Annotated in this window: 24 protein-coding genes; 11 read left to right on the top strand and 13 right to left on the bottom strand. The window is 60.9% G+C overall.

Going from position 1 to position 23,908, the window contains the following annotated elements; all coding sequences use genetic code 11:
* Window positions 1-32 precede the first annotated feature (32 nt).
* From lepB to rpoE, 6 genes are all read right to left on the bottom strand, one after another.
* Window positions 33-887 carry a signal peptidase I gene (gene lepB / locus AC07OF_RS06355; RefSeq protein ID WP_157191357.1) on the bottom strand — a complete coding sequence of 285 codons (855 nt, stop codon included), beginning with the start codon at window positions 885-887 and terminating at the stop codon, window positions 33-35.
* A gap of 9 nt (window positions 888-896) precedes the next feature.
* Window positions 897-2,693 (bottom strand): translation elongation factor 4, encoded by a 1,797-nt coding sequence (gene lepA / locus AC07OF_RS06360; protein ID WP_038607640.1) that lies wholly within the window; start codon window positions 2,691-2,693, stop codon window positions 897-899.
* Window positions 2,694-2,907: 214 nt separating this feature from the next.
* Window positions 2,908-4,287: a DegQ family serine endoprotease gene (locus tag AC07OF_RS06365; RefSeq protein ID WP_408635419.1), complete on the bottom strand. Its 1,380-nt coding sequence runs from the start codon at window positions 4,285-4,287 to the stop codon at window positions 2,908-2,910.
* A gap of 221 nt (window positions 4,288-4,508) precedes the next feature.
* On the bottom strand, window positions 4,509-5,474 hold the full coding sequence (locus tag AC07OF_RS06370) for a MucB/RseB C-terminal domain-containing protein (RefSeq protein ID WP_157191355.1): 966 nt from the start codon (window positions 5,472-5,474) through the stop codon (window positions 4,509-4,511).
* A 12-nt stretch (window positions 5,475-5,486) separates the two neighbouring features.
* Window positions 5,487-6,077: a sigma-E factor negative regulatory protein gene (locus AC07OF_RS06375; RefSeq protein ID WP_157191354.1), complete on the bottom strand. Its 591-nt coding sequence runs from the start codon at window positions 6,075-6,077 to the stop codon at window positions 5,487-5,489.
* A 31-nt stretch (window positions 6,078-6,108) separates the two neighbouring features.
* The gene (gene rpoE / locus AC07OF_RS06380) at window positions 6,109-6,690 is read right to left on the bottom strand and encodes an RNA polymerase sigma factor RpoE/AlgU (RefSeq protein WP_010220971.1); all 582 of its coding nucleotides are present in this window, start codon (window positions 6,688-6,690) and stop codon (window positions 6,109-6,111) included.
* 433 nt (window positions 6,691-7,123) lie between these two features.
* Between rpoE and nadB the strand changes: the two genes are divergently transcribed.
* On the top strand, window positions 7,124-8,740 hold the full coding sequence (gene nadB, locus AC07OF_RS06385) for an L-aspartate oxidase (protein WP_476446613.1): 1,617 nt from the start codon (window positions 7,124-7,126) through the stop codon (window positions 8,738-8,740).
* On the opposite strand, the gene AC07OF_RS06390 is transcribed toward nadB, so the two are convergent.
* Together AC07OF_RS06390 and AC07OF_RS06395 are read right to left on the bottom strand one after the other, a co-directional pair.
* Window positions 8,709-9,113: a protein YgfX gene (locus AC07OF_RS06390; protein WP_495072675.1), complete on the bottom strand. Its 405-nt coding sequence runs from the start codon at window positions 9,111-9,113 to the stop codon at window positions 8,709-8,711. The genes nadB and AC07OF_RS06390 overlap by 32 nt on opposite strands.
* Entirely contained in the window at window positions 9,097-9,351 is a 255-nt protein-coding gene (locus tag AC07OF_RS06395; protein ID WP_157191351.1) for an FAD assembly factor SdhE, read from the bottom strand. The genes AC07OF_RS06390 and AC07OF_RS06395 overlap by 17 nt, the downstream gene beginning before the upstream one ends.
* A gap of 165 nt (window positions 9,352-9,516) precedes the next feature.
* On the opposite strand from AC07OF_RS06395, the gene ygfZ reads away from it, so the two are divergent.
* Window positions 9,517-10,458: a CAF17-like 4Fe-4S cluster assembly/insertion protein YgfZ gene (gene ygfZ / locus AC07OF_RS06400; RefSeq protein WP_157194693.1), complete on the top strand. Its 942-nt coding sequence runs from the start codon at window positions 9,517-9,519 to the stop codon at window positions 10,456-10,458.
* A 61-nt stretch (window positions 10,459-10,519) separates the two neighbouring features.
* Window positions 10,520-11,329, top strand: coding sequence for an HDOD domain-containing protein (locus AC07OF_RS06405; protein WP_157191350.1), 810 nt, complete (start codon window positions 10,520-10,522; stop codon window positions 11,327-11,329).
* On the opposite strand, the gene AC07OF_RS06410 is transcribed toward AC07OF_RS06405, so the two are convergent.
* Both AC07OF_RS06410 and AC07OF_RS06415 read right to left on the bottom strand, forming a co-directional pair.
* Window positions 11,326-12,705 carry a sensor histidine kinase gene (locus AC07OF_RS06410; RefSeq protein ID WP_157191349.1) on the bottom strand — a complete coding sequence of 460 codons (1,380 nt, stop codon included), beginning with the start codon at window positions 12,703-12,705 and terminating at the stop codon, window positions 11,326-11,328. The genes AC07OF_RS06405 and AC07OF_RS06410 overlap by 4 nt on opposite strands.
* Window positions 12,698-13,369, bottom strand: coding sequence for a response regulator (locus tag AC07OF_RS06415; RefSeq protein ID WP_038607596.1), 672 nt, complete (start codon window positions 13,367-13,369; stop codon window positions 12,698-12,700). Before AC07OF_RS06415 ends, AC07OF_RS06410 begins: the two co-directional genes overlap by 8 nt.
* A 203-nt stretch (window positions 13,370-13,572) precedes the next feature.
* Here AC07OF_RS06415 and AC07OF_RS06420 point away from each other — a divergent pair, with 203 nt between their 5' ends.
* The 5 genes from AC07OF_RS06420 (at window position 13,573) to AC07OF_RS06440 (ending at window position 19,001) form a co-directional block, all read left to right on the top strand.
* Window positions 13,573-14,862 carry an OprD family porin gene (locus AC07OF_RS06420; RefSeq protein WP_157191347.1) on the top strand — a complete coding sequence of 430 codons (1,290 nt, stop codon included), beginning with the start codon at window positions 13,573-13,575 and terminating at the stop codon, window positions 14,860-14,862.
* Window positions 14,863-14,896: 34 nt separating this feature from the next.
* A complete protein-coding gene (locus AC07OF_RS06425; RefSeq protein WP_038607590.1) occupies window positions 14,897-15,877 on the top strand; it encodes a Bug family tripartite tricarboxylate transporter substrate binding protein in 981 nt (326 codons plus the stop codon).
* Between the two features lie 95 nt (window positions 15,878-15,972).
* Entirely contained in the window at window positions 15,973-16,431 is a 459-nt protein-coding gene (locus AC07OF_RS06430; RefSeq protein ID WP_157191346.1) for a tripartite tricarboxylate transporter TctB family protein, read from the top strand.
* A 1-nt stretch (window position 16,432) separates the two neighbouring features.
* Window positions 16,433-17,947, top strand: a complete 1,515-nt coding sequence (locus AC07OF_RS06435) for a tripartite tricarboxylate transporter permease (RefSeq protein WP_038607585.1) — start codon at window positions 16,433-16,435, stop codon at window positions 17,945-17,947.
* A complete protein-coding gene (locus AC07OF_RS06440) occupies window positions 17,940-19,001 on the top strand; it encodes an AbrB family transcriptional regulator (RefSeq protein WP_495072676.1) in 1,062 nt (353 codons plus the stop codon). The genes AC07OF_RS06435 and AC07OF_RS06440 overlap by 8 nt, the downstream gene beginning before the upstream one ends.
* A gap of 30 nt (window positions 19,002-19,031) precedes the next feature.
* On the opposite strand, the gene AC07OF_RS06445 is transcribed toward AC07OF_RS06440, so the two are convergent.
* Both AC07OF_RS06445 and ung read right to left on the bottom strand, forming a co-directional pair.
* Window positions 19,032-19,517: a DUF2599 domain-containing protein gene (locus AC07OF_RS06445; protein WP_157191344.1), complete on the bottom strand. Its 486-nt coding sequence runs from the start codon at window positions 19,515-19,517 to the stop codon at window positions 19,032-19,034.
* 125 nt (window positions 19,518-19,642) lie between these two features.
* Window positions 19,643-20,335 (bottom strand): uracil-DNA glycosylase, encoded by a 693-nt coding sequence (gene ung / locus AC07OF_RS06450; RefSeq protein ID WP_495072677.1) that lies wholly within the window; start codon window positions 20,333-20,335, stop codon window positions 19,643-19,645.
* Window positions 20,336-20,462: 127 nt separating this feature from the next.
* Here ung and dspII point away from each other — a divergent pair, with 127 nt between their 5' ends.
* The gene (gene dspII, locus AC07OF_RS06455; RefSeq protein WP_495072678.1) at window positions 20,463-21,572 is read left to right on the top strand and encodes an enoyl-CoA hydratase/isomerase DspII; all 1,110 of its coding nucleotides are present in this window, start codon (window positions 20,463-20,465) and stop codon (window positions 21,570-21,572) included.
* Between the two features lie 5 nt (window positions 21,573-21,577).
* On the opposite strand, the gene AC07OF_RS06460 is transcribed toward dspII, so the two are convergent.
* Complete coding sequence (locus AC07OF_RS06460) at window positions 21,578-21,973, bottom strand: hypothetical protein (RefSeq protein ID WP_495072679.1); 396 nt, start codon at window positions 21,971-21,973, stop codon at window positions 21,578-21,580.
* A 216-nt stretch (window positions 21,974-22,189) separates the two neighbouring features.
* On the opposite strand from AC07OF_RS06460, the gene AC07OF_RS06465 reads away from it, so the two are divergent.
* Both AC07OF_RS06465 and AC07OF_RS06470 read left to right on the top strand, forming a co-directional pair.
* A complete protein-coding gene (locus tag AC07OF_RS06465; RefSeq protein ID WP_476446608.1) occupies window positions 22,190-23,680 on the top strand; it encodes a sensor domain-containing diguanylate cyclase in 1,491 nt (496 codons plus the stop codon).
* Window positions 23,673-23,894, top strand: coding sequence for a cysteine-rich CWC family protein (locus tag AC07OF_RS06470; protein WP_157191339.1), 222 nt, complete (start codon window positions 23,673-23,675; stop codon window positions 23,892-23,894). Before AC07OF_RS06465 ends, AC07OF_RS06470 begins: the two co-directional genes overlap by 8 nt.
* Window positions 23,895-23,908 lie beyond the last annotated feature (14 nt).

Consider the following 23,908-nt stretch of genomic DNA (forward strand, 5'->3'; position numbering starts at 1 on the left):
CGGCGCTGTCCCAGGACAGCGCCGTTGTGGTGTTACTGGATCAGACCGACCCGCGACAGGTTCGGGAAGTGGCTGAGCTTGGGCTCTGGCCAGCTCATCCAGACCGCGAAGGCCTTGCCGACGATGTTCTGGTCCGGGACCATGCCATGCAGCGCCTTGGGAATAGTGGGGTCATCCCAGTAACGGCTGTCGTTGGAGTTGTCGCGGTTGTCGCCCATCATGAAGTAATGGCCGGCCGGGACTGTCCATTGCTGGTCAGGCGGCATGCGATAACGGCTCATTTCCTTGCGGATCAGGTGTTCGGCCTCGCCCAGTTTTTCCTTGTACAGCTCAGCGCTGCCCAAAGTGCCCGGTTCGGTACCCACCAGCTGCTCGGCAATCGGCTTGCCGTTGACGAACAGCTTCTTGTCGCTGGTGTAGGCAATCTGGTCGCCCGGCAAGCCAACTACACGCTTGATGTAGTTGACGTTCGGGTCGCTCGGATAGCGGAACACCATCACGTCGCCGCGCTGCGGATCACCGACTTCGATGACCTTTTTGTCGACCACCGGCAGGCGAATGCCGTAGGAGAACTTGTTCACCAGGATGAAATCGCCCACTTCCAGGGTCGGCTTCATCGATCCCGAAGGGATCTGGAAAGGCTCGACCAGGAACGAACGCAACACCAGGACAATGAACAGTACCGGGAAGAACGACTTGCCGTACTCAACCAGCAACGGCTCCTTGTTCAACTGTTCGACCACGGCCATTTCGGGCTGGCTGACGCTGCCCTGATAGTTGGCGATCGCCGCACGCCGGCGTGGCGCCAGGAACAGCAGATCGACCAGGGCCAACAGACCGCAGACGGCAACGGCGATGACTAGCAAAAGCGGGAAATTTAGCGACATAGGACCTAATTATTCCAACCTGAGCACGGCGAGGAAGGCTTCTTGTGGAATTTCCACGTTGCCGACCTGTTTCATGCGTTTCTTACCGGCCTTCTGCTTCTCCAACAGCTTGCGCTTACGGCTTACGTCACCACCGTAGCATTTGGCCAGTACGTTCTTTCTGAGCGCCTTGACAGTGGTTCGCGCCACAATCTGCCCGCCAATGGCGGCCTGGATTGCCACGTCGAACATCTGCCGAGGAATCAGTTCCTTCATCTTCTCAGTCAACGCGCGGCCCTTATAGTGCGCGTTATCGCGGTGCACGATCAGCGCCAGGGCGTCGACCTTGTCACCGTTGATCAGCACATCGAGCTTGACCAGGTTGGCCGACTGGTAACGATCGAAATGGTAGTCCAGCGAAGCATAGCCGCGGCTGGTCGACTTCAGGCGGTCGAAGAAGTCCAGTACCACTTCGTTCATCGGCAAGTCGTAGCGCACTTGCACCTGCGAACCGAGGAACTGCATGTCACGCTGTACGCCACGCTTCTCGATGCACAGGGTAATGACGTTGCCCAGGTGCTCTTGAGGCACAAGGATGGTCGCAGCGACGATCGGCTCGCGGAAGTCCTCTACCGAGGACACATCCGGCAGCTTCGACGGGTTGTCGACGTAGATGGTCTCACCGGTCTTGAGCTTGACCTCGAAGATTACACTTGGCGCCGTGGTGATCAGGTCCAGGTCGTATTCGCGCTCCAGGCGCTCCTGGATGATTTCCATGTGCAGCATGCCGAGGAAGCCGCAACGGAAGCCGAAGCCCAGTGCGTCAGAGCTTTCCGGCAGGTACTGCAGCGACGAGTCGTTCAGGGTCAGTTTCTGCAATGCATCACGAAAATCTTCGAAATCATCGGAACTGACAGGGAACAGACCGGCATAAACCTGTGGCTGGATACGCTTGAAACCTGGCAGCACATCGACTTCAGGGGTGCTGCTCAGGGTCAGGGTATCGCCCACTGGAGCACCATGAATGTCCTTGATGCTGGCGATGATGAAGCCTACTTCACCGGCTTTGAGGTCAGCAGTCTGGGTGTGTTTCGGGGTGAATACACCGACGCTGTCGACCAGATGTACTTTACCGGTGGACTTGACCAGGATCTTGTCGCCCTTCTTCACGCGGCCATGACGCACGCGCACCAGGGAGACAACGCCCAGGTAGTTGTCGAACCAGGAGTCGATGATCAGCGCCTGCAGAGGCGCTTCAATGTCACCGGTCGGCGCCGGGATGGTGTGCACCAGACGCTCGAGCACTTCGTCCACGCCCATGCCGCTCTTGGCGCTGCAGGCCACGGCGTCGGTGGCATCGATGCCGATGATCTTCTCGATCTCGTCCTTGACCTTGTCCGGGTCGGCCTGGGGCAGGTCCATCTTGTTCAGCACCGGCATGACCTCAAGGCCCTGCTCGATGGCGGTGTAGCAGTTGGCGACCGACTGGGCCTCGACGCCCTGGCCGGCATCGACCACCAGCAACGCACCCTCGCACGCCGCCAGGGAACGGCTGACTTCATAGGTGAAGTCAACGTGGCCGGGGGTGTCAATGAAGTTCAGCTGGTAGGTTTTGCCGTCCTGCGCCTTGTAATGCAGGGTGACGCTGTGGGCCTTGATGGTGATACCGCGCTCACGCTCCAGGTCCATGGAATCGAGTACCTGGGCCTCCATCTCACGCGCAGTCAGGCCACCGCACATCTGGATGAAACGGTCCGCCAGAGTCGACTTGCCATGGTCAATGTGGGCGATGATGGAGAAATTGCGGATATGACTCAAATCACTCACGGGTCAACACTCAAAAAGGCTGCGGGCCGGACGCCCACCGAAAAATAGCCGGGAATTGTACCTGAAGCTGAAAGGTTATGGGAGATTCCATATCGCCTATTCGCGGGGCAAGCCCGCTCCCACCGGCTCAATGACACCCCTGTGAGAGCGGGCTTGCCCCGCGAACAGACACAAAAAAGGGCGACCCAGGCCGCCCTCTTGTGTTCAACCCGGCTTACTCAGCCAGCTTGAAGGTGATGAAGCTGGCGCGCCCCTGACGCAGCACGCGCATCGACACCGAACGGTTCTTCGGCAGTTCTTTGGCAATTTCAGTGAACTGCTTGGCCGAAAGGATCGCCTGGTTGTTCAGGTGGCTGATGACGTCACCCGGGCGCAGACCGATCAGGGCAGCCGGGCCGTCCTGGACTTCCTTGATGACCACACCGCCCTTGAGCTCCAGAGTCTTCTTCTGTTCAGCGCTCAGATCGGCCACCGAAACACCGAGGCGATTGCTGCTGCGCTCGCCGCCGCTGGCATTGGCGACGATTTCAGCATCGTCGTCAGGCAGCGCACCGACGGTGACATCCAGACTCTGGCGCTTGCCGTTGCGAATGATGTCCAGCTTGGCGGTAGCACCGTCTTTCAGGCTACCTACCAGGTGCGGCAGGTCGGCGGACATGACGATAGGCTGACCATTCATGCTCAGGATCACATCACCCACCTGCAGGCCGCCCTTGGCTGCCGGCCCGTCTTCCAGGACCTGGGCCACCAGGGCGCCGGCCGGCTTGTCCAGACCGAAGGATTCTGCCAGGTCTTTGTTGACCTCCTGAATCACCACGCCCAGCCAGCCGCGGCTGACCTTGCCGTCTTTCTTCAGTTGATTGGAGACATCCAGTGCCACATCGATCGGAATCGCGAACGACAGGCCCATGAAGCCGCCAGAGCGGGTGAAGATCTGCGAGTTGATCCCCACTACCTCACCATTCATGTTGAACAGCGGGCCACCGGAGTTACCCGGGTTGATTGCCACGTCGGTCTGGATGAACGGCACGTAGGTATCGTTCGGCAGGGTACGCCCCTTGGCGCTGACGATACCTTTGGTCACCGAATGGTCGAAACCGAATGGCGAACCGATAGCCAGCACCCACTCACCGACCTTGAGCTTTTCAGAGTCGCCCAGTTTGACGGTCGGCAAGTTCTTGCCGTCGACCTTGAGCAGTGCCACGTCGGTGCGTGGGTCGGTGCCGACCAGCTTGGCCTGCAGCTCGCTGCGATCGGACAGGCGGACGATGATTTCGTCGGCGTCAGCGACCACATGGTTGTTGGTCAGCACATAACCGTCGCTGGAAATGATGAAGCCCGAACCCAGCGACTGCGCTTCACGCTGGCGGTCACCACGCGGCGAGCGCGGCTGCTGCGGCATGTTGCGCTCGAAGAACTCGCGGAACATCGGTGGCAGGCCTTCGAGATCAGGCATCTGACCGGTCGCATAGCGGCGATCCGGCAGCTTCTGCTTGGTACTGATGTTCACCACCGCAGGCGAGGCCTGCTCGACCAGCGTGGTGAAATCCGGCAGGGCTTCGGCCTGGGCAGCGGTGGCCACCTGCCCGAGCATGAGCACGGCGGCGAACAACGATAGGTAGGTTTTCAAGCGTGGTATTGACATACGGCTCCCGTCACATCGAGCGTGGTTAGCAGTAGGGCCCTGCAGAAGCAGGAAAGGCCAGACCCCGAAAGGACTGACCTATAGAAAAATTCTGGGATTTTTGCAAACTGCAAAGCTTGCCAATCATGTCAGTCAAGTCATCCTCGACCGTTCAGCACTGTGCCTGCTGTTCATTTTTGCGCCTGGGCATCCTGAGACCGCATCGACAAGGCAATCCGTTCAGCGGTGCCAATCGGAATTTCGCCAACCACGGTGACCATCATTTCGCCCTTGGGCGTGGTCAAGCGTCGCGAGACCGCCACAGTAGGCCCCAGTTGCGTGCGGATATCCGCCGCCGAGCCACCGTTCAAGGCTTCAACGAAAACCGAAAAACGCGCCAGGCCGTCATCGAACATCAGCCGGTTGACCGTATTCTTGCCCTGCGGGTCTTTGCCAATCGAGCTGTCGACCAGCTCAAAACCTGGCGGCAACCAGTCCGAACGCCAGCCGGTGACTGGCTGTGCAGCCCGGGCAGTGACTTCGGTTACCGGCTTGCACTGCTCGCCAGCCTGCAGATCGTCGTCAATCGGCGCATCTCTGGTATCCAGGCGAGTGAACTGGAAGCGTTCGAGCAACCGCCCCTTGTCATCGAGCATCAACGACTTCAACGGCAAGCCGGTCTCGCGATCCAGGTGCAGTTCAAAGGCATAACGATGCTGATCACGCGGGGTCAGGGTAACGATGACCGCGGCACGGTCCGCCACCCGGGATTTGCCGGCGACCCCAAGGTCGTACCAGCTCATCAACTTCAGAGGATCAAGCACTCGCGCTGTGGACTCCGGCGTGTTGCTCACACCGGACACCAAGGCCCCGCTTACGCACTGGGTATGCCCGTCGACACGCACGACTTCCTGGGCCGAACCATCGAGCTGCAGAAGCCGCTCGCTGACCTTGCCGTCCTGGACGCGATGCCAGATATCGTGGGTGGAGAAGCTGCCGTTACGCTCGTAAACGAAAGTACCCTGATAACTCTGCTGCTGCTCGGCCTGAGCCAGCTTCTTGAGCCAGTCGCCCGCCTCCGGTGAGGAGTTGGCCGCATGGGCCGGCAGTGTCAGCCAGCCACCCAGCAACAGCGGAATGAGAGGTAGCGCGCGCATGATCCTCCTTACTTAACGGTTTTCCAGGCTGGCCGCGCGGGCATAAGGCAGAGCGCTCTCGGTACCTTTGAGGGCTGCTTCCTGAGCATGCTGGCGCAGATAGCCGGGCAGACGCTGGTCGTGCCAGCCGGATTGCCCTTGCAGCACGCCATTGGCCATCGGGCCTGGCTGTTCTGCATTCTCACTATAGCCTGCCAGCACGGCCGGGCCCTGAACTTGAGGCACAATCACGCCTTGCTGGACCGGTTGCTGAGCAGCCAGCTGGGCACCACTGATATCGTCCTGGTTGTACAGGCGCACACCGGCCAGCACAGCGACAGTCACCGATGCAGCCACGGCCAGACGACCCAGGCTGCGCCATGGTCCACGGTTGACCTTGACCGGCGCGGCTTCGTCGGCCAGCGCGGCAGAGACGGCGGAGGCGATATCCAGTTGTGGCAGCACCAGTTCCTTGTGCATGGCCGCACGGGCAACCTGATAACGCGACCAGGTGGCACGGGTTTCGGCATCATCGACGGCGTTCAACACCCGACGTAATTCCAGTTCGTCCGCTTCGTTATCCATCACCGCGGACAGCGATTCCTGCAAAGCTTCACGACTCATGGCGGTTCCTCTCTTGGCTGTCGCCGCTGTCTCAGGTTTCCTGCAACAACGGCTGCAGGGCTTTGTCTATGGCCTCCCGAGCGCGGAAGATTCGAGAGCGCACGGTACCCACCGGACACTGCATGACACTCGCAATGTCCTCGTAACTCAGACCATCGAATTCACGTAAAGTTAACGCCGTACGTAAATCTTCTGGCAGTTGCTGAATGGTCCGATGGACGGTGCCTTCGATCTCATCTCGCAACAACGCACGCTCGGGGGACTCCAGATCCTTGAGGCCATGATCGCCGTCGTAAAATTCCGCATCCTCGGAACTCACATCGCTGTCCGGTGGCCGCCGACCGCGGGACACCAGATAGTTCTTTGCCGTGTTGATGGCAATGCGGTACAGCCAGGTGTAGAAAGCACTGTCTCCGCGAAAATTACCAAGCGCGCGGTAAGCCTTGATGAAAGCTTCCTGCGCCACATCCTGGGCTTCATGGGTGTCGTGTACAAAACGCACGATCAACCCGAGAATCTTGTGCTGATACTTCAGCACCAACAGATCGAACGCTCGCCTGTCGCCACGCTGCACGCGCTCGACAAGCTGCTGATCCTCTTCCTGGGTTAGCATGAACACTCCTCAGTGAACGTGAAGGAGCGTTGCGAGAAGCATCGTTCAGGCTTGCAACCATAGACTCGGGCTTTTCGCAAAAGTTCTCCCCTCCAAGCAAGTTTCCTGCGGCCCTTGGTCGGCTCGCACGAAAAACGCAGCGCGGTCACCGCCGGCTGCGTCGATAATCGGGTCTCGAATACGCCGACAGTACCCTTATTATGGGCTATTGCCAGGCGTCGCTGCGGCATTGTGGTGTGCAGGCAACCTTCTATGGATATCCACACAGCATGGAAAGTTCCCACAGCAAGCACCAGGACCCTGCATGTGCCATTGGAAATCAAGGCCTTGGGGCTGCTATAAAGGCAACCGGTCCAGATTCACGATAGTTTCACAATGCCATAAGCGCCTGACTATTGTGCCGATCCCCCCCTTCAGATACTAGTGTCCTGACATGAGCCAACAACTCCAACATGATGTCCTCGTGATCGGCAGCGGCGCCGCCGGTCTGAGCCTGGCGCTGAACCTCCCCGGCCACCTGCGCATTGCCGTGCTCAGCAAGGGAGACCTCGCCAACGGTTCGACCTACTGGGCCCAGGGCGGGGTCGCCGCAGTACTGGATGACACCGACACGGTGCAGTCCCACGTCGAGGACACCCTCAACGCCGGTGGCGGCCTGTGCCATGAAGACGCCGTGCGCTTCACCGTCGAGCACAGCCGTGAGTCGATCCAGTGGCTGATCGACCAGGGCGTACCCTTTACCCGCGACGAACACGCCAGTGTCGATGACGGCGGTTTCGAGTTCCACCTGACCCGCGAAGGCGGCCACAGCCACCGGCGCATCATCCATGCTGCCGATGCCACAGGCGCAGCGATTTTCACCACGCTGCTCGCCCAGGCCCGCCAACGCCCGAACATCGAGCTACTGGAACAGCGAGTTGCCGTTGACCTGATTACCGAGCGACGCCTGGGCCTGGATGGCGACCGCTGCCTGGGCGCCTACGTGCTCAACCGCAATACCGGCGAAGTCGACACTTATGGCGCACGCTTCACCGTGCTCGCCACTGGCGGCGCCGCCAAGGTCTACCTGTACACCAGCAACCCCGACGGTGCCTGCGGCGACGGTATTGCCATGGCCTGGCGCGCCGGCTGCAGGGTGGCCAACCTTGAGTTCAACCAGTTCCACCCCACCTGCCTGTACCACCCGCAAGCCAAGAGTTTCCTGATTACCGAAGCGCTGCGCGGTGAAGGGGCATTGCTGCGGCTGCCCAACGGCGAGCGCTTCATGCCCCGCTTTGACCCGCGCGAAGAGCTGGCGCCGCGCGATATCGTCGCCCGCGCCATCGACCACGAGATGAAACGCCTGGGCGTGGACTGCGTGTACCTGGACATCAGCCACAAATCCGAAGATTTCATCAAGACCCACTTCCCCACCATGTATGAACGCTGCCTGACGTTCGGCATCGACATCACCCGCCAGCCGATCCCGGTGGTGCCTGCCGCTCACTACACCTGTGGTGGCGTCATGGTCGATGACAGCGGTCACACTGATGTGCCCGGCCTCTACGCGATTGGCGAAACCAGCTTCACCGGCCTGCATGGCGCCAACCGCATGGCCAGCAACTCGCTGCTCGAATGCTTCGTCTATGGCCGCGCCGCCGCCACCGACATCGAAACGCAGCTGGACCAGGTGCAAATGCCGCGCGCCCTGCCCTGCTGGGATGCCAGCCAGGTTACCGATTCGGACGAAGACGTGATCATCGCGCACAACTGGGACGAACTGCGGCGATTCATGTGGGACTACGTGGGCATCGTGCGCACCAGCAAGCGCCTGCAACGCGCCGAACACCGGGTGCGCTTGCTGCTCGACGAAATCGACGAGTTCTACAGCAACTACAAGGTCAGCCGCGACCTGATCGAACTGCGCAACCTGGCCCAGGTGGCCGAGTTGATGATCCGCTGCGCCATGCAGCGCAAGGAAAGCCGGGGCCTGCACTACACCCTGGACTACCCGGGCATGCTTGCCGAAGCCCACGACACTATTCTGCAGCCACCCACCTACGCCGACTGAACTTCAGGCGCACGCGCAGGCGCCGGTGCTGCACCGGTTCCAGCGCGTCATGGGCGATACACAAACCTTCACTCCAGTAGCGCCCCGGCCGGCGGTAACGCAGCACGATCAGGCCCGGCAAGGCCAGGCTGTCCGGGCGCAGTTGCACCGGCTGCCAACCCTGGGCATGGCTGAACAGTTGCCAGCCTTCACGATCACGACGCAAACCGCTGACAGCCCGGGGATGGCTGAGCAGGATGCGCCGGGGAATCATCCAGCCCGCATGCAGCAGGCTCAGCGCCAGCAAGGCCAGCAGCAAGCTGACCGAATAGGCCACCAGCAGGCTTTTCGAGCCCTGCCAGCGGCACTCGAACCGCTCACTTGGGCTGGACACGGTCCAGAATGATGCGAACCATACGCTGCAGCTCCGGATCTTCGGATTCGCTGCGCTCCATGAACCAGCCGAACATGTCCTGGTCTTCGCAGCCCAGCAGGCGCCAGTACAGCTCACGATCTTCCTGACTCAAGGTTGGGTAGACGTCCTGGCTGAAAGGCACCAGCAGCACGTCCAGCTCGAGCATGCCGCGGCGGCTATGCCAAAAGAGCCGATTGAGTTCAATTTGTTCGACCATGGAGCCCTCCTAAAATAGGCCGCCAGTATACAGAGCCAGCGCCCGGGGGACACGAGACGTTGGTCCGGACATGTGAGCAAATAATGACAGAGGGACGCGCTCAACTACCTATTTTGCCAACGGCGCTCTATCATGGCCCTCAGTCTTACTACCCTGCGATATCCCATGGCCGATTCCGCTTTTTTCTGCACCCTATCCCACGAAGGCGTCCTCGCCGTCCGCGGCTCGGACGCCGGCAAGTTCCTGCAAGGCCAACTGACCTGCAACATCAACTACCTGAGCGACAGCACCAGCAGCCTCGGCGCGCGCTGCATGGTCAAGGGCCGCATGCAGTCGAGCTTTCGCATCCTGCCTGAGGGCGATGGTTTTCTCCTGGCCATGACCCGCGAGTTGCTTGAAGCGCAACTGGCCGACCTGAAGAAATACGCGGTGTTCTCCAAGGCCAAGCTGACCGATGACAGTGATGCCTGGGTCCGCTTTGGCTTGCAAGCAGGTGACGCAGCGCTGCAGGCGCTGGACCTTGAGGTGCCGGGTCAGATTGACGCTGTAACGCGCCACGACAGGCTGATTGCCGTTGCCGTCTCGCCCGGTCGCATCGAACTGTGGGCGCCTGCCGAACAGGCAGAGCGTGTGCAGGCACAGTTAGCCGGGAAGCTGCCAAAAGCCGAGCTTAACGACTGGCTGCTCGGGCAAATCCGCGCTGGCATCGGTCAGGTCATGGCCCAGACCCGTGAGCTGTTCATACCGCAGATGATCAACCTGCAGGCCGTCGGTGGCGTCAGCTTCAAGAAAGGCTGCTACACCGGCCAGGAGATCGTCGCCCGCATGCAGTACCTGGGCAAGCTCAAGCGCCGCCAGTACCGCGTGGCCCTGGCGAGCGAAACCCTGCCCGAGCCGGGTACCGAGATCTTCTCGCCGACCCATGGCTCTTCGGTGGGCGAAGTGGTTCTGGCGGCCCGCAGCGCAACCGGCAGCGAACTGCTGGCAGTACTGACCGCCGATGCCGTGGAAGACAACAACCTGCACCTGGGAAGCCTCGACGGCCCGCGCCTGGAACTGCTGTCGCTGCCGTACGAACTGGACCGCGACCGCGAAATCCAGCGCTGAGCCAGCCCTGCCCCGGCGCATCGAACGCCGGGGCCCTTTTGAATTGCTGTAGAGATCCGCGATGAACAAGCTGGCCGAGATGGTCCAGGCCCAGTTACTGGCCGCCATCAAAAATGATGACCTGGTACTGCCGACCCTGCCGGAGGTCGCCTTGAGCATTCGCGAGGCCGCTGAAGACACCGAGATCAGCGTCAGCGCCCTGAGCAAGGTCATCGGCCGCGACGCCGCCCTGTCGGCACGCCTGATCAAGGTGGTGAACAGCCCGCTGTTGCGTGCCACCGTCGAGGTCACCGACCTGCAGACCGCGATCACCCGCCTTGGCATCAACTACAGCTGCAACCTGGCCGTCGGCCTGGTGATCGAGCAGATCTTCCACGCCCGCTCCGAGGTAGTGGAAAAGAAAATGCGCGAAATCTGGGCAACCAGCCTGGAAGTAGCCGGCATCAGCTACGAACTTTGCTTGCGCTACACCCAGCTCAAGCCTGATCAGGCCGCCCTCGCCGGCCTGGTTCACCAGATTGGCGTGTTGCCGATCCTGATCTATGCCGAGGAGCACAACGAGCTGCTTTCCGATCCGGTGTGCCTGAACTATGTAATCGACCAGATCCATCCGGTACTGGGTGACAAGATCCTCAGCAGCTGGGAGTTTCCCGAGCAACTGGTCAAGCTGCCTGGACAGGTTCTGGATCTGGACCGCGGCAGCGACCGGGTCGATTACGTCGACATCGTCCAGATCGCCCGGGCCCTGAGCCCGGCCATCGGCAAGTCGCGGCCCTTGGCGGCGTTGCCCGCCTACCGCCACCTGGGACTGCCGACCGGTACCGAACTGGTGGCCAGCGATCTGCTCTATGCCCGCGCGATGTTCCGTTAATCGACGGTAAAACTGACCCGCACTTTCAAGCCGCCACCCTCGCCGTCGTGAAGACTGATCTGCGCCAGATGGGCGCGGCAGATCTCGCCGACGATCGCCAGACCCAGGCCGGTGCCTTGCGCACTGCGTCGATAGAAGCGCTCGAACACCCGTTCGCGCTCGTTTTCAGGAATCCCCGGGCCATCGTCCTCGACTTCCAGCACCCCTGGCGCGTAAACCCGCAAGATCACATTGCCGCCTTCGGGGGTATGGGCCAAGGCGTTGTCCACCAGGTTACTGAGCAGCTCGTTGAGCAATGTCGGTTCGCCACGCACATGCACAGGTGCTTCGGCTTCCAGCGCCAGCGCCACACCGCGGGCGTAGGCCAGCGGTGCCATGGCCATGCCCAGTTCGCGCGCCAGCTGGCTGAGGTCAAGCGACTGTGCACCGCCTTCGGCAATGGCCCGCGCACCGTTTTCCACCCGTGCCAGGGAGAGCAGCTGGTTGGCCAGGTGGGTCAGGCGGTCGGTGCCCTGGGCCGCTGACTCCAGGGTCTCGCGCCAGACCTGGGGTTCATTCGAGCGCAAGCCCAGTTCGACCCTGGCCTTGAGCGCCGCCAGCGGTGTGCGCAGCTCATGGGCGGCCTCGGCGATGAACTGCGCCTGACGCTCGAACTGACCGCGCAGGCGTTCGGTGAAATGGTTCAAGGCACGTACCAGAGGGCTCAATTCACGCTGCACTTCGACCAACGGCAAGGCCCGCAGGTCGTCGGGTTGACGCTCTTCCACCGCACTGCGCAAGCGCTCCAGCGGCCGCAACGCAGCGCTCACCGCAAACCACACCAGCATCAATGCGCCGAGCGCCAGCATGCCCAGACGCAACAGGGTATCGGCCATCAGGCTGCGGGCCATGCGCACCCGCGCCTCTTCGGTTTCAGCCACGCGGATCTCGGCCATACCGTTCATGTTCGGTTCGGTGACGGCCTTGAGCAAGCTCACTACACGCACGTCCTGACCCAGGTAGCGCGCGTTGTAGAAGCGCGCCAGGGCCGGGTAATCATCGGTGCGCGGCGTACCCGGTGGTGGCGCAGGGAGGTTTTCGTAACCGGAGATCAGGCGCTGATGAATGTCATTGACCTGGTAGTAGATACGTCCGGCGCTGTCGTAGGCAAAGGTATCCAGGGCCACATAGGGCACGTCGGCGCTGAGGGTGCCGTCACGCTGGGACAAGCCCGCGGCAATGGTTCGCGCGGAAGCCAGCAGGGTGCGGTCGTAGGCGGTGTCGGCCGCTTCGCGACCATTCCAGTAGGCACTCAGACCGCTGGCCAGCATCAGCACCACCAGCAGCAAGGCCAGGTTCCACAGCAGCCGCCCGCGCAGGCTGACGCTGTCACGCATCGCGATGCTCAAGCAGGTAGCCGAGCCCCCTGAAGGTAACGATGGCCACAGCATGGCCATCGAGCTTCTTGCGCAGGCGATGGATATAGATCTCGATGGCATCGGCGCTGGCTTCTTCATCCAGACCGAAGACCTGGGCGGCCAGTTGCTCTTTGCTCATCACCCGCCCCGGACGCGCGATCAGCGCTTCAAGTACGGCCTGCTCGCGGGAAGTCAGGGTCAGCAATTCGTCACCGAGGGTGAAACGCCGGGTATCGAGGTCGTATACCAGCGGACCGCAGCGCTGTTGACGCTCACCGCCGAGCACGCTGCGGCGCAACAGGGCCTTGACCCGCGCTTCCAGCTCGGTCAGTTCGAACGGCTTGGCCAGGTAGTCATCGGCCCCCAGGTTCAGGCCGTGAACCCGGTCCTTGACGTCACTGCGCGCAGTCAGCATCAGCACCGGCACGGTTTTGCCACGGGCGCGCAGACGCGCCAGCACTTCGAAGCCGTCCATGCGCGGCAGGCCGACATCGAGCACCGCCACGGCATATTCCTCACTGGCCAGGGCCAGGTCGGCGGCCACGCCATCGTGCAGCACATCCACGGTCAGGCCGGTACTTTTCAGGGCCTGGGCCACGCTTTCAGCCAGCTGCAGATGGTCTTCGACGAGCAGCACACGCATCGTTTTCTCCCCGTTCGCGTCGCGGTCAATGGCGCGGAGTGTACAGCCGACAGCGCACCTGTGAAGCCTTCGCAACAATGAAAAACAGTTGAAAGGTTAGCGAAAGGTTCAGCCCCTAGCATCCCCTCACGGCTCACTCTGCTTGCCGTATAACCGAACATTGACGTTCGAATTAATAAGAACAAAAACGGAGTTACTTCACCATGCTGTCCATGCAGCCACAGGCGCACGCGCCTATCCGCCGTTTACCTTCTCGCCAGTCCGCAGTTGCCAGCGCCCTCGCCCTTGCCGGCGTCGCACCGCTGAGCCAGGCCGCCTTCTTCGATGACAGCAAGGCGACCTTCGAAACCCGCAACATGTACTTCAACCGCGACTTTCGCGATGGCACCAGCGCCCAGCAGTCCAAGCGTGACGAGTGGGCCCAGGGGTTCATGATCAACTTCGAGTCCGGCTATACCGACGGTACCGTAGGCTTTGGCCTCGATGCTTTGGGGATGCTCGGTATCAAGCTCGACTCCAGCCCTGATCGTACCGGCAGCGGCCTGCTGCCTACCCACGATAACGGCCGCGCCGCCGACGAGTATTCCAAGCTCGGCCTGACCGGCAAGGTAAAGATCTCGGCCACCGAACTGAAAGTCGGCACGCTGATGCCGGAACTGCCGACCCTGCAGCCCAACGATGGTCGCATCCTGCCGCAGACTTTTGAAGGCGGCCTGCTGACGTCCGGCGAAATCAAGAACCTGACGTTCACCGGCGGACGCCTGGAAAAAGCCAAGGACCGCGACAGTACCGACAACCAGGACATCGCCCTCAACAACAAGAACAGCCGCTTTCTCGGCACCGTGGCCGGCAACCATTTCGACATGGCTGGCCTGGACTACAAGTTCACCGACAGGATCACCGGCAGCTACCACTGGGCGCAGCTCGATGATGTTTATCGCCAGCACTTTGTCGGCATGCTCGCCACCCAGCCCTGGGGTCCCGGTACTTTCGGCGCCGACCTGCGCATGGCACTCAGCGATGACCAGGGCCAGGCCCGTGGCGGCAACATCGACAACACCGCCCTCAACGGCATGCTCAGCTACAGCCTCATCGGCCACAAGTTCAGCGCCGGTTACCAGCACCTGTCAGGCGATACCGCTTTCCCTTACGTCGACGGTGCCGACCCGTACCTGGTCAACTTCGTGCAGATCAACGACTTCGCCGGTGCCGACGAGCGCTCCTGGCAGGCCCGCTACGACTATGACTTCGCCAAACTGGGAATTCCCGGCCTGACCTTCATGACCCGCTACATCAGCGGCGATAATGTCAGCCTGGCCGATGGCGGTGAAGGCAAGGAGTGGGAACGCAATACCGAGTTCAAGTATGTGGTGCAAAGTGGCGCCCTGAAAAACGTCGCCGTGCGCCTGCGCAACGCCACCTTCCGTTCGAACTTCGCCCGCGATGCGGACGAGGTGCGGCTGCTGGTGAGCTACAGCCTTGCATTGTGGTAATCCCCGATAACAATAATGCTCACGGAGATAGACGATGACCTTTTCACTGCGCCGCATTGCCCTCGCCACTGCCTGTTTGATGCTTGCCGGCCAAGCCATGGCTGGCGAACCCAAACGTCCTGAATGCATCGCCCCCGCCTCCCCCGGCGGCGGCTTCGACCTGACCTGCAAGTTGGTGCAAAGCGCCCTGGTCAACGAGAAGATCCTTACCAAACCCATGCGCGTGACCTACATGCCTGGCGGCGTCGGCGCGGTTGCCTACAACGCCGTGGTTGCCCAGCGCCCGGCGGATGCCGGGACCCTGGTAGCCTGGTCCAGCGGCTCGCTGCTCAACCTGGCCCAGGGCAAGTTCGGCCGCTTCGACGAGAACGCCGTGCGCTGGCTGGCAGCCGTTGGCACCAGCTATGGTGCCATCGCAGTGAAAAACGACTCGCCCTACAAGACCCTCGACGACCTGGTTGCCGCGCTGAAGAAAGACCCGAGCAAAGTAGTCATCGGCTCGGGCGGCACCGTCGGTAGCCAGGACTGGATGCAGACCGCGCTGATCGCCAAGGCCGCCGGCATCGACCCGCGCGACCTGCGCTATGTCGCCCTTGAAGGCGGAGGTGAAATCGCCACGGCGCTGCTGGGTGGACACATCCAGGTGGGCAGTACCGACATCTCCGACTCCATGCCACACATCCAGAGCGGTGACATGCGCCTGCTGGCGGTGTTCGCTGAAAAGCGCCTGGACGAGCCGAAGATGAAAGATATTCCGACCGCCAAGGAACAGGGTTACGACATCGTCTGGCCGGTGGTGCGCGGCTTCTATCTGGGGCCGAAGGTAACGGATGAAGAGTACGACTGGTGGAAGACCTCGTTCGACAAGCTGCTGACCTCGGAAGAGTTCGCCAAGCTGCGTGACCAGCGCGAACTGTTCCCCTTTGCCATGACCGGTGCGGAGCTGGACACCTACGTGAAGAAACAGGTGGCTGACTACAAGGCCCTGGCCAAGGAATTCGGGCTGATTCAGTAATCTCCCAACCTTTCTAGAAGCATCGCGGGGCAAGCCCGCTCCTACACAGTTCCCTCTGTGGGAGCGGGCTTGCCCCGCGAAAAGAGGATTCCCCAATGATCCTGCAACGCGTTTTTGCCTTGTTGCTGCTAGCGGTCTGTGCCGCTCTGGCAGTAATGGCCTGGCCCTATCAGGCTGCGTTTTCCTACGAGCCTGTCGGTCCTCGTGCCTTCCCGTTACTGATTATCGGCCTGATGGGCTGCGGTCTGTTGTACCTGGCCTTTCGTCCCACCCCCATCGTGCGCAAGGACGATGAACCTGAACTGGACCGCGAATCCCTGAACAAGATCGGTATCTGTGTGGCCTTGCTTCTGCTCTTTGCCAGCACTTTCGAACCCCTGGGATTTGTACTGAGCAGCATCCTTGTCGGCGTCCCCATGGCACGTCTTTACGACGGGCGCTGGCTGCCCAGCATCGTCATCATCACGCTGATGAGCATCGCGCTGTATTGGCTGTTTGACCGTGTAATGGATGTTCCACTGCCCCTGGGCCTGCTCGACGTACTGGAGAACTGACATGGATACGCTTGGTTATCTTGGCCAGGGCTTCGGCGTTGCCCTGAGCCCTTACAACCTGGTCACTGCGCTGTGCGGCAGCCTGATCGGTACTGTCGTTGGCCTGCTGCCGGGCCTGGGCCCGATTAACGGTGTAGCGCTGCTGATCCCGATTGCTTTCGCCCTCGGCCTGCCTCCGGAGTCGGCGCTGATCCTGCTGGCTGCGGTGTACCTGGGTTGCGAGTATGGTGGCCGCATCAGCTCGATCCTGCTTAACATTCCCGGCGAAGCCGCGACGGTGATGACCACCCTCGATGGCTACCCGATGGCCCGCAAAGGCCTTGCCGGTGTCGCCCTGTCGTTGTCGGCTTGGAGCTCGTTCATCGGCGCATTCATCGCCACCTGCGGTATGGTCCTGTTCGCGCCCTTGCTGGCCAAGTGGGCCATTGCCTTTGGCCCGGCGGAGTACTTTGTGCTGATGGTCTTTGCCATTGTCTGCCTGGGCGGCATGGCAGGTGACAAACCACTGAAAACCTTCATCGCGGCACTGATTGGCCTGTTTCTGTCCTGTGTCGGCATCGATGCCAACAGCGGCGTATACCGTTTTACCGGCGACAGCGTGAACCTGGCCGACGGCATTCAGTTCGTCGTACTGGTGCTGGGCCTGTTCTCGATCAGCGAGATTCTGCTGCTTCTGGAAAAAACCCACCATGGCCATCAAGCGGTCAAGGCCACCGGGCGCATGCTCTTCAACCTCAAGGAAGCGGCCTCGGTATTCTGGGTGAACATCCGCTGTGGCGTGCTGGGTTTCATCATGGGGGTGTTACCCGGTGCCGGGGCAACCCTGGCCAGTGCGGTTGCCTACATGACGGAAAAACGCGTGGCGGGTGCCAGCGGTAAATTCGGCCAGGGCGACAAGCGTGGCCTGGCAGCGCCGGAAACCGCCATCGGTGCTGCATGCTGCGGTGCTCTGGTACCGATGCTGACCCTGGGTGTACCCGGTTCGGGTACGACCGCGGTGATGATCGGCGCCTTGACCCTGTACAACATCACCCCCGGTCCCCTGCTGTTCCAACAGCAGCCAGACATTGTCTGGGGCTTGATTGCTTCGCTGTTCATTGCCAACGTCATGCTGCTCATACTGAACGTTCCAATGGTGCGTCTGTTCACCCGCATCCTTGCCGTGCCGAACTGGGCACTGGTGCCGGTGATTGCAATCATTACCGCCATCGGTGTGTATGCCGTGCACGCCACGACCTTTGACCTGTTCCTGATGATTGGTATCGGCATCTTCGGTTATATCCTGCGCAAGCTCGATTTCCCGCTGTCGCCGTTGCTGCTCGGCTTTATCCTTGGCGGCCTGATGGAGCAGAACCTGCGCCGCGCCCTGTCAATCTCCAACGGCGGCCTGGATATTCTCTGGTCGAGCCCGATCAGCATGACGGTCTGGACGCTGACTGCGGTGATGCTGGCATTTCCACTGCTGCGCATCTGGCGCAAGCGCAGCCTCCAGCGTCGCGCCCTGGCCGATGTCTGAGCGGCCCTCGCAGCTGTTCTGGGCCACAGGGCTGGTCGGTCTGGCAGGCGGGTATCTCGCCAGCCAGGTCGGCTGGCCGCTGCCATGGATGGTCGGCTCGCTGCTGGCGATCATCCTGGTGCGCTGCCTGACGCCCTGGCAATTGAGCGAAATTCCCGGCGGGCGTAAATGCGGGCAGTGGATCATCGGCATCGGCATCGGCCTGCACTTCACCCCGGCGGTAGTCGAGCAGGTGGCGAGCAATTTCGGTCTGATCTTCTGCGGCGCATTGATTACCAGCGTCTCCAGCGTCGTTGGCATCTGGTTGCTGCGCCGTACCGGTGAAGACCGCGCTACGGCGTTTTTTTCCAGCATGCCTGGCGGCTCCGGGGAGATGGTCAATCTCGGTGCCCGCAACGGTGCGGTGCTCAGTCAGGTCGCTGCCGCACAGAGCCTGAGGGTACTGGCGGTGGTGCTATGCGTACCGGCGCTGTTCAAATACCTGCTGGGCGATGGCGTTGCCATTACCCACAACGGTAGTGTCAGCTGGGGCTGGCTGGCGTTGATCTGCCCGTTGGCTATCGTCATGGCATGCCTGTGGCAGCGCCTGAAACAGCCCAATCCCTGGCTGTTCGGCCCGCTGCTGGTTGCAGCCGTCGCCAGTGTCGGCTTCGATCTGCAAATTGCCCTGCCCGACGGCGCCAGCCAGATCGGCCAATGGCTGATTGGCAGCGGCCTGGGCTGTCACTTCAATCGGGCATTCTTCCGCCGGGCGCCCTCCTTCCTCGGGCGCACCTTGATCGCCACGGCGTTAAGCATGCTGATCGCAGCCGTTGCTGCCTGGACCTTGAGCCATCTGACCCAGCTGGACCTGCGTTCCTTGACCCTGGGCATGATGCCCGGCGGTATCGCGGAAATGAGCCTGACCGCCGAGACCTTGCAGTTATCGGTTCCGCTGGTGACGGCGTTGCAGGTGATGCGTTTGCTGTTCGTGCTGTTTCTGGCCGAACCACTGTTTCGTCACTGGCACGCAGAGCAAAGTACACATCCGGACCGAAACGAAAAAGGAAGCTGACGCTTCCTTTTTCACGGTGGATTACTGATGTCAGGGAGTGTCGTAGGGCAAAGGATCGGCAGGGTTACAGCCCCCTCCAAACTCCGCTGAGCCTTCGATTGTTTTGTCCAGCCCTACATCAGGACGCCAGGGCTCAATATTCCAGGTGGGTTTATTTCTGGCGATGATGAAATGGCAAATGAGTTGATGCCTCAATCCGTGCGTATTTTTCCAGTAAACCGGATCAGCGTAATCTCGTACGAGCTCATCAAAGAAATGCGCGGTGTCCTGATCTGTAATCTGCCGTCCACAGGTAGTCGGAGTAATTTCAAGCGAGTACTGATTGTCTCTGTACTTCCACGCTGCACGCTCAATGTATTGTTGGCATGATCCGGCTGCTTTCTCATATTTGCTGAACGTAGAAGCGTCTACCGGTTGAGGGGGAATGCTATCGACCGACCCTGCATATCCAGTCAATGACACAGCCCCCATCAAAACACCCACCCCACTGCACTTGATTGCACTGGTTACCTTCATGGTTATTCCCTGCGCTAGGTCGGTCGGAGGCGGGTTAATACCTCACCGTGATTCGAGTCTGCAGGCGTTGTTATAACCATTGGGCGTATCACCACGCACCTGACAAAAATGCCAGGTAGTTACCTTTACAAAGGTGGCAACGCCCACTCGACCGGCGTCAGGCCGTGTTGTTCGAGGAACTTGTTGGTCCGGCTGAAATGCCCACAGCCGAGGAACCCGCGGTAGGCGGACAACGGCGACGGGTGCACCGACTTGAGCACCAGATGCTTGGTGCCATCGATCAGCGTCTGCTTGCTCTGCGCATGGGCGCCCCAGAGCAGGAACACCGTGTTGGGCTGATGCTCGCTGACCAGTTCGATGATGCGGTCGGTGAAGAACTCCCAGCCCTTCTTGGCGTGCGAGGCGGCATTGGCCCGCTCCACGGTCATGGTGGTATTGAGCAGCAACACACCTTGATCCGCCCAGTGCTGCAGGCAGCCATGCGTGGGAATCTCGATGTTCAGGTCGCGGTGCAATTCCTTGTAAATGTTGACCAGCGACGGCGGCGTGGGAATCCCCGGCTGCACCGAAAAACACAGACCATGGGCCTGGCCAGGGCCGTGGTAGGGATCCTGGCCGAGGATCACCACTTTCACCTGATCCAGCGGCGTGGAATTGAGCGCGTTGAAAATCAACGGGCCCGGTGGATAAATCTCTTTGCCCGCCGCATATTCCTGGCGCAGGAATTCCCGCAGTTGCTGCATATAAGGCTGGTCGAACTCGGCGCGCAGCGCTTCTTTCCAGCTCGGTTCAAGTTTGATGCGATCGTCGTCAGTCATGGGGCCATCCGTAAACAATGGCGCGACACTAGGAAAGCTGCCGGTGCTTGTCAATCGATCCGACCGGCGACCGTCATAATCGCCAACAGCGACCATACTTGTCCGGATCAAAACAAAGAGGTCCGCCATGGCTGCCGTACAGTGCGAAGAACTCACCGGCGTCGATGGTGCCCGTATCGGCATCGCCACACTGAATGCGCCTCAGACACTCAATGCCTTATCACTACCGATGATCGAGGTGCTCGACGAGCAACTCACGATCTGGGCCAATGACCCGGACATCGTCTGCGTATTGCTGCGCGGTACCGGACCCAAGGCCTTCTGTGCCGGCGGTGAGGTGCGCAGCCTGGCCGAGGCTTGTCGCCACCACCCGGGTGAGGTGCCGCCACTGGCCGCGCACTTCTTCGCCGCAGAATATCGCCTGGATTACCGTCTGCACACTTACCCCAAACCCTTGCTGTGCTGGGGCCACGGGCATGTGCTCGGCGGTGGCATGGGCCTGCTGCAAGGCTCCAGCGTGCGCATCGTCACGCCAAGCAGCCGTCTGGCCATGCCGGAAATCAGTATCGGCCTGTACCCCGATGTCGGCGCCAGCTGGTTTCTCGCGCGCTTGCCAGGCAAGCTCGGCTTGTTTCTCGGCCTAACCGGCGCGCCGATCAACGCCAGGGATGCCCTGGACCTGGGCCTGGCCGACCGCCTGCTTGGGGAAAACCAGCAAAAAGAACTGCTCGACGACCTGCTGCAACTGAACTGGCAGGAACAAACCGCCCTGCAGCTCAACAGCCTGCTCAAAGCCCAGCAGAACGGGGGGCAGAGTCAACTGCCCGAAGCCCAGTGGCTGCCACGGCGCAAACAGATTGACGCACTGCTCGATGTCGCCGATCCGGTGTGTGCCTGGCGCGCCATCGCACAGCTGCGCAATCACTCCGACCTGCTGCTGGCCAAAGCCGCGCAAACCATGCTTGAAGGCTGTCCGCTGACCGCTCACCTGGTCTGGGAGCAGATCCAACGGGCACGGCACCTGTCACTGGCCCAGGTATTCCAGATGGAATACGCCATCAGTCTCAATTGCTGTCGGCATCCAGAGTTCAGTGAAGGTGTGCGTGCGCGTTTGATCGACAAGGACCAGAAACCGCGCTGGCACTGGGCGGACATCACCCAGGTGCCAACAGCAGTAATCCAGGCGCACTTTCGCAAGGCCTGGGAAGGCCGCCATCCATTGGCGGACCTGGCCTGAATGGCCTAACGATGCCAGTTACCGTCGCGCCGGCCATCGCCATTGCGGTCGTGGCGTGAATTGCCCTGGCGATAACGGTCATAGCCACGACCTGGGTAGGGCTTGTAGTAATGATCCGGTGCCGAGCGGTAATAGTGCGGCGTCGCGCGGTTGTAATGAGGCGTCGAGCGGTAATAGTGCGGCGTTGAACGGTAATACTTTGGTGGCGGCGAGTAGTAACGCGGTTGCGGCACCACATAGTAACCACGGTTGTATTGATAGCCAGGCTGGTAATAGCCCGGATAGCCATAGCGATCAGCGGTATAGACTTCGGTGCGATGGTAGTAACCGTTACCTCCGTAAGGAACACAGCCGGCGGTCAGCAAACTCAGCATTGCAACAAGCAAAAGTCGGCGATACATGGCGGCCTCCTGGACCGCGAAACTGCCCATCCCAGCGGCGCTGGTCGGCGTCGATCGGCAAGCGCTGACCGACACAGATTAAGACCACATAAAGCCGATCCGGTGCCCTTGCCGCAATAATTTGCAACAAGGGTAATACCCTTGATATTTATCCAGTTATTTTCCGGCCGTAACACTAGAATGAACGGCATTGGCCTATATCAAGGGAATGCCATATTGCCTCGCTCCGCCCTGTTTTCGCAGCGTTCGCTGATCCTGACCTTGCTGTTGTTGCTTGGCTGCGGCTTCCTGGCCACGTCGCTGCTGAGCTATTACGCCTCGCGCAGTTCGATCCGCGAAAGCATCGTCAACACCGAGCTGCCACTGACCTCCGACACGGTCTATTCGGAAATCCAGAAGGATCTGGTGCGACCGATCCTGATCTCCTCGATGATGGCCCACGACACCTTCCTGCGTGACTGGGCACTGGGCGGTGAACGCGACCCGGCGCAAATCTCCCGCTACCTCAATGAAGTCATGGGCCAGTACCGTGCCTACACCGCATTTTTCGTCTCCAGCGCCACTGGCAACTACTACCAGGCGCAAAAAGGCGTAATGAAGAAAATCGACCCGCAGGAGCCGCGCGACGCCTGGTACTACCGGGTGCTGAAACTGGACGCGCCCTATGAAATCAACGTCGACCTGGACATGGCCAACCAGGACAAGCTGACGGTGTTCATCAACTACCGCGTGTTCGACTACAGCGGCAACTTCATCGGTGTCGCCGGCATCGGTCTTACGGTCGAAGCCGTGGTGCGCCTGATCGATGACTACCAGCAGCGCTACCAGCGTCAGGTGTACTTCGTCGATCCGCAAGGCAACGTGGTGTTGACCGGCTCAAAGGGCGGTGCCCATGGTGCCCGCACGGGCCAGTCGCTACGCGAACTGGACGGTTTGCGGGAATTGCTCAGGCAGATGCCACAACCGGTCAGCGGCAGCCATGAATACCTGAGCAGTGACGGTCACAGTCACTTTCTCAACGTGCGCCTGGTGCCAGAGCTGAACTGGTACCTGTTCGTCGACAAACGCGAAGACGGCGCCCTGGATAACATCCGCCAGTCGCTGTACCTGAACCTGGTGATCTGCACCATCATCGGCCTGGTGGTGCTGTCGCTGCTCAACGCCATGGTCAAGCGCCATCAGGACAATATCGAAACCCTGGCCACCCGTGACAGCCTCACCGGCCTGCCCAACCGCCGCGGCTTCGACCTGCTGGCCGCCCAGGCGCTACAAGAATCCCAGCGCGAGCCCAAGCCACTGGTCGCCTTGCTGATCGATCTCGATCACTTCAAGCAACTCAACGACACCCATGGCCACCTGGCCGGGGACGAAGTCCTGCGCCAGTTCGCTGACGTACTGGAAAACTGCCTGCGCCAGGCGGATATTATCTGTCGCTGGGGTGGCGAGGAGTTCATCGTACTGCTCAAGGACACCGACGGTGCTCATGCCCAGGAAGTAGCGGAAAAGCTCCGCCTGCACACCGAACAACGGGATTTCAGCTTCGCCGACAAAGTGATCCGCTTGACCACCAGCATCGGCTTGAGCAGCCTGCAGCCGGAGGATACCCTGCACAGCCTGATCGCCCGCGCCGATCATGCGCTGTACCGCGCCAAGCAAAGTGGACGCAACCGTGTCTGCGTAGAAATGCCCAGGTCCGACTATGAATGACACCCAACGCTGCCCCGCCTGTGGCGCCAGCAACCGCTGCAGCCTCGCCGACCCGCGCACAGCGGCCCAGGCGTGCTGGTGCTACAGCGTCAGCATCGCCGCCGAAGTGCTTGAGGCGTTGCCTGTCGAACAGCGCAACAAGGCTTGCCTGTGCCCCGCCTGCGCCCAGGTGCTGGAACAACTGGAAGCGGCAAAACCCGTCGGCGAGCGTTAAACTGCAGCGCCCTG

The organism is Pseudomonas sp. GW821-FHT10B02 (assembly GCF_059415665.1).

Excerpts from the sequence above, each read along its gene's own strand:
- lepB (WP_157191357.1), bottom strand. The coding sequence starts at position 887 with ATGTCGCTAAATTTCCCGCTTTTGCTAGTCATCGCCGTTGCCGTCTGC.
- AC07OF_RS06365 (WP_408635419.1), bottom strand. The coding sequence starts at position 4,287 with ATGCTCGGGCAGGTGGCCACCGCTGCCCAGGCCGAAGCCCTGCCGGAT.
- AC07OF_RS06370 (WP_157191355.1), bottom strand. The coding sequence starts at position 5,474 with ATGCGCGCGCTACCTCTCATTCCGCTGTTGCTGGGTGGCTGGCTGACA.
- AC07OF_RS06375 (WP_157191354.1), bottom strand. The coding sequence starts at position 6,077 with ATGAGTCGTGAAGCTTTGCAGGAATCGCTGTCCGCGGTGATGGATAAC.
- rpoE (WP_010220971.1), bottom strand. The coding sequence starts at position 6,690 with ATGCTAACCCAGGAAGAGGATCAGCAGCTTGTCGAGCGCGTGCAGCGT.
- nadB (WP_476446613.1), top strand. The coding sequence starts at position 7,124 with ATGAGCCAACAACTCCAACATGATGTCCTCGTGATCGGCAGCGGCGCC.
- AC07OF_RS06395 (WP_157191351.1), bottom strand. The coding sequence starts at position 9,351 with ATGGTCGAACAAATTGAACTCAATCGGCTCTTTTGGCATAGCCGCCGC.
- ygfZ (WP_157194693.1), top strand. The coding sequence starts at position 9,517 with ATGGCCGATTCCGCTTTTTTCTGCACCCTATCCCACGAAGGCGTCCTC.
- AC07OF_RS06405 (WP_157191350.1), top strand. The coding sequence starts at position 10,520 with ATGAACAAGCTGGCCGAGATGGTCCAGGCCCAGTTACTGGCCGCCATC.
- AC07OF_RS06410 (WP_157191349.1), bottom strand. The coding sequence starts at position 12,705 with ATGCGTGACAGCGTCAGCCTGCGCGGGCGGCTGCTGTGGAACCTGGCC.
- AC07OF_RS06415 (WP_038607596.1), bottom strand. The coding sequence starts at position 13,369 with ATGCGTGTGCTGCTCGTCGAAGACCATCTGCAGCTGGCTGAAAGCGTG.
- AC07OF_RS06420 (WP_157191347.1), top strand. The coding sequence starts at position 13,573 with ATGCTGTCCATGCAGCCACAGGCGCACGCGCCTATCCGCCGTTTACCT.
- AC07OF_RS06425 (WP_038607590.1), top strand. The coding sequence starts at position 14,897 with ATGACCTTTTCACTGCGCCGCATTGCCCTCGCCACTGCCTGTTTGATG.
- AC07OF_RS06430 (WP_157191346.1), top strand. The coding sequence starts at position 15,973 with ATGATCCTGCAACGCGTTTTTGCCTTGTTGCTGCTAGCGGTCTGTGCC.
- AC07OF_RS06435 (WP_038607585.1), top strand. The coding sequence starts at position 16,433 with ATGGATACGCTTGGTTATCTTGGCCAGGGCTTCGGCGTTGCCCTGAGC.
- AC07OF_RS06440 (WP_495072676.1), top strand. The coding sequence starts at position 17,940 with ATGTCTGAGCGGCCCTCGCAGCTGTTCTGGGCCACAGGGCTGGTCGGT.
- AC07OF_RS06445 (WP_157191344.1), bottom strand. The coding sequence starts at position 19,517 with ATGAAGGTAACCAGTGCAATCAAGTGCAGTGGGGTGGGTGTTTTGATG.
- ung (WP_495072677.1), bottom strand. The coding sequence starts at position 20,335 with ATGACTGACGACGATCGCATCAAACTTGAACCGAGCTGGAAAGAAGCG.
- dspII (WP_495072678.1), top strand. The coding sequence starts at position 20,463 with ATGGCTGCCGTACAGTGCGAAGAACTCACCGGCGTCGATGGTGCCCGT.
- AC07OF_RS06460 (WP_495072679.1), bottom strand. The coding sequence starts at position 21,973 with ATGTATCGCCGACTTTTGCTTGTTGCAATGCTGAGTTTGCTGACCGCC.
- AC07OF_RS06470 (WP_157191339.1), top strand. The coding sequence starts at position 23,673 with ATGAATGACACCCAACGCTGCCCCGCCTGTGGCGCCAGCAACCGCTGC.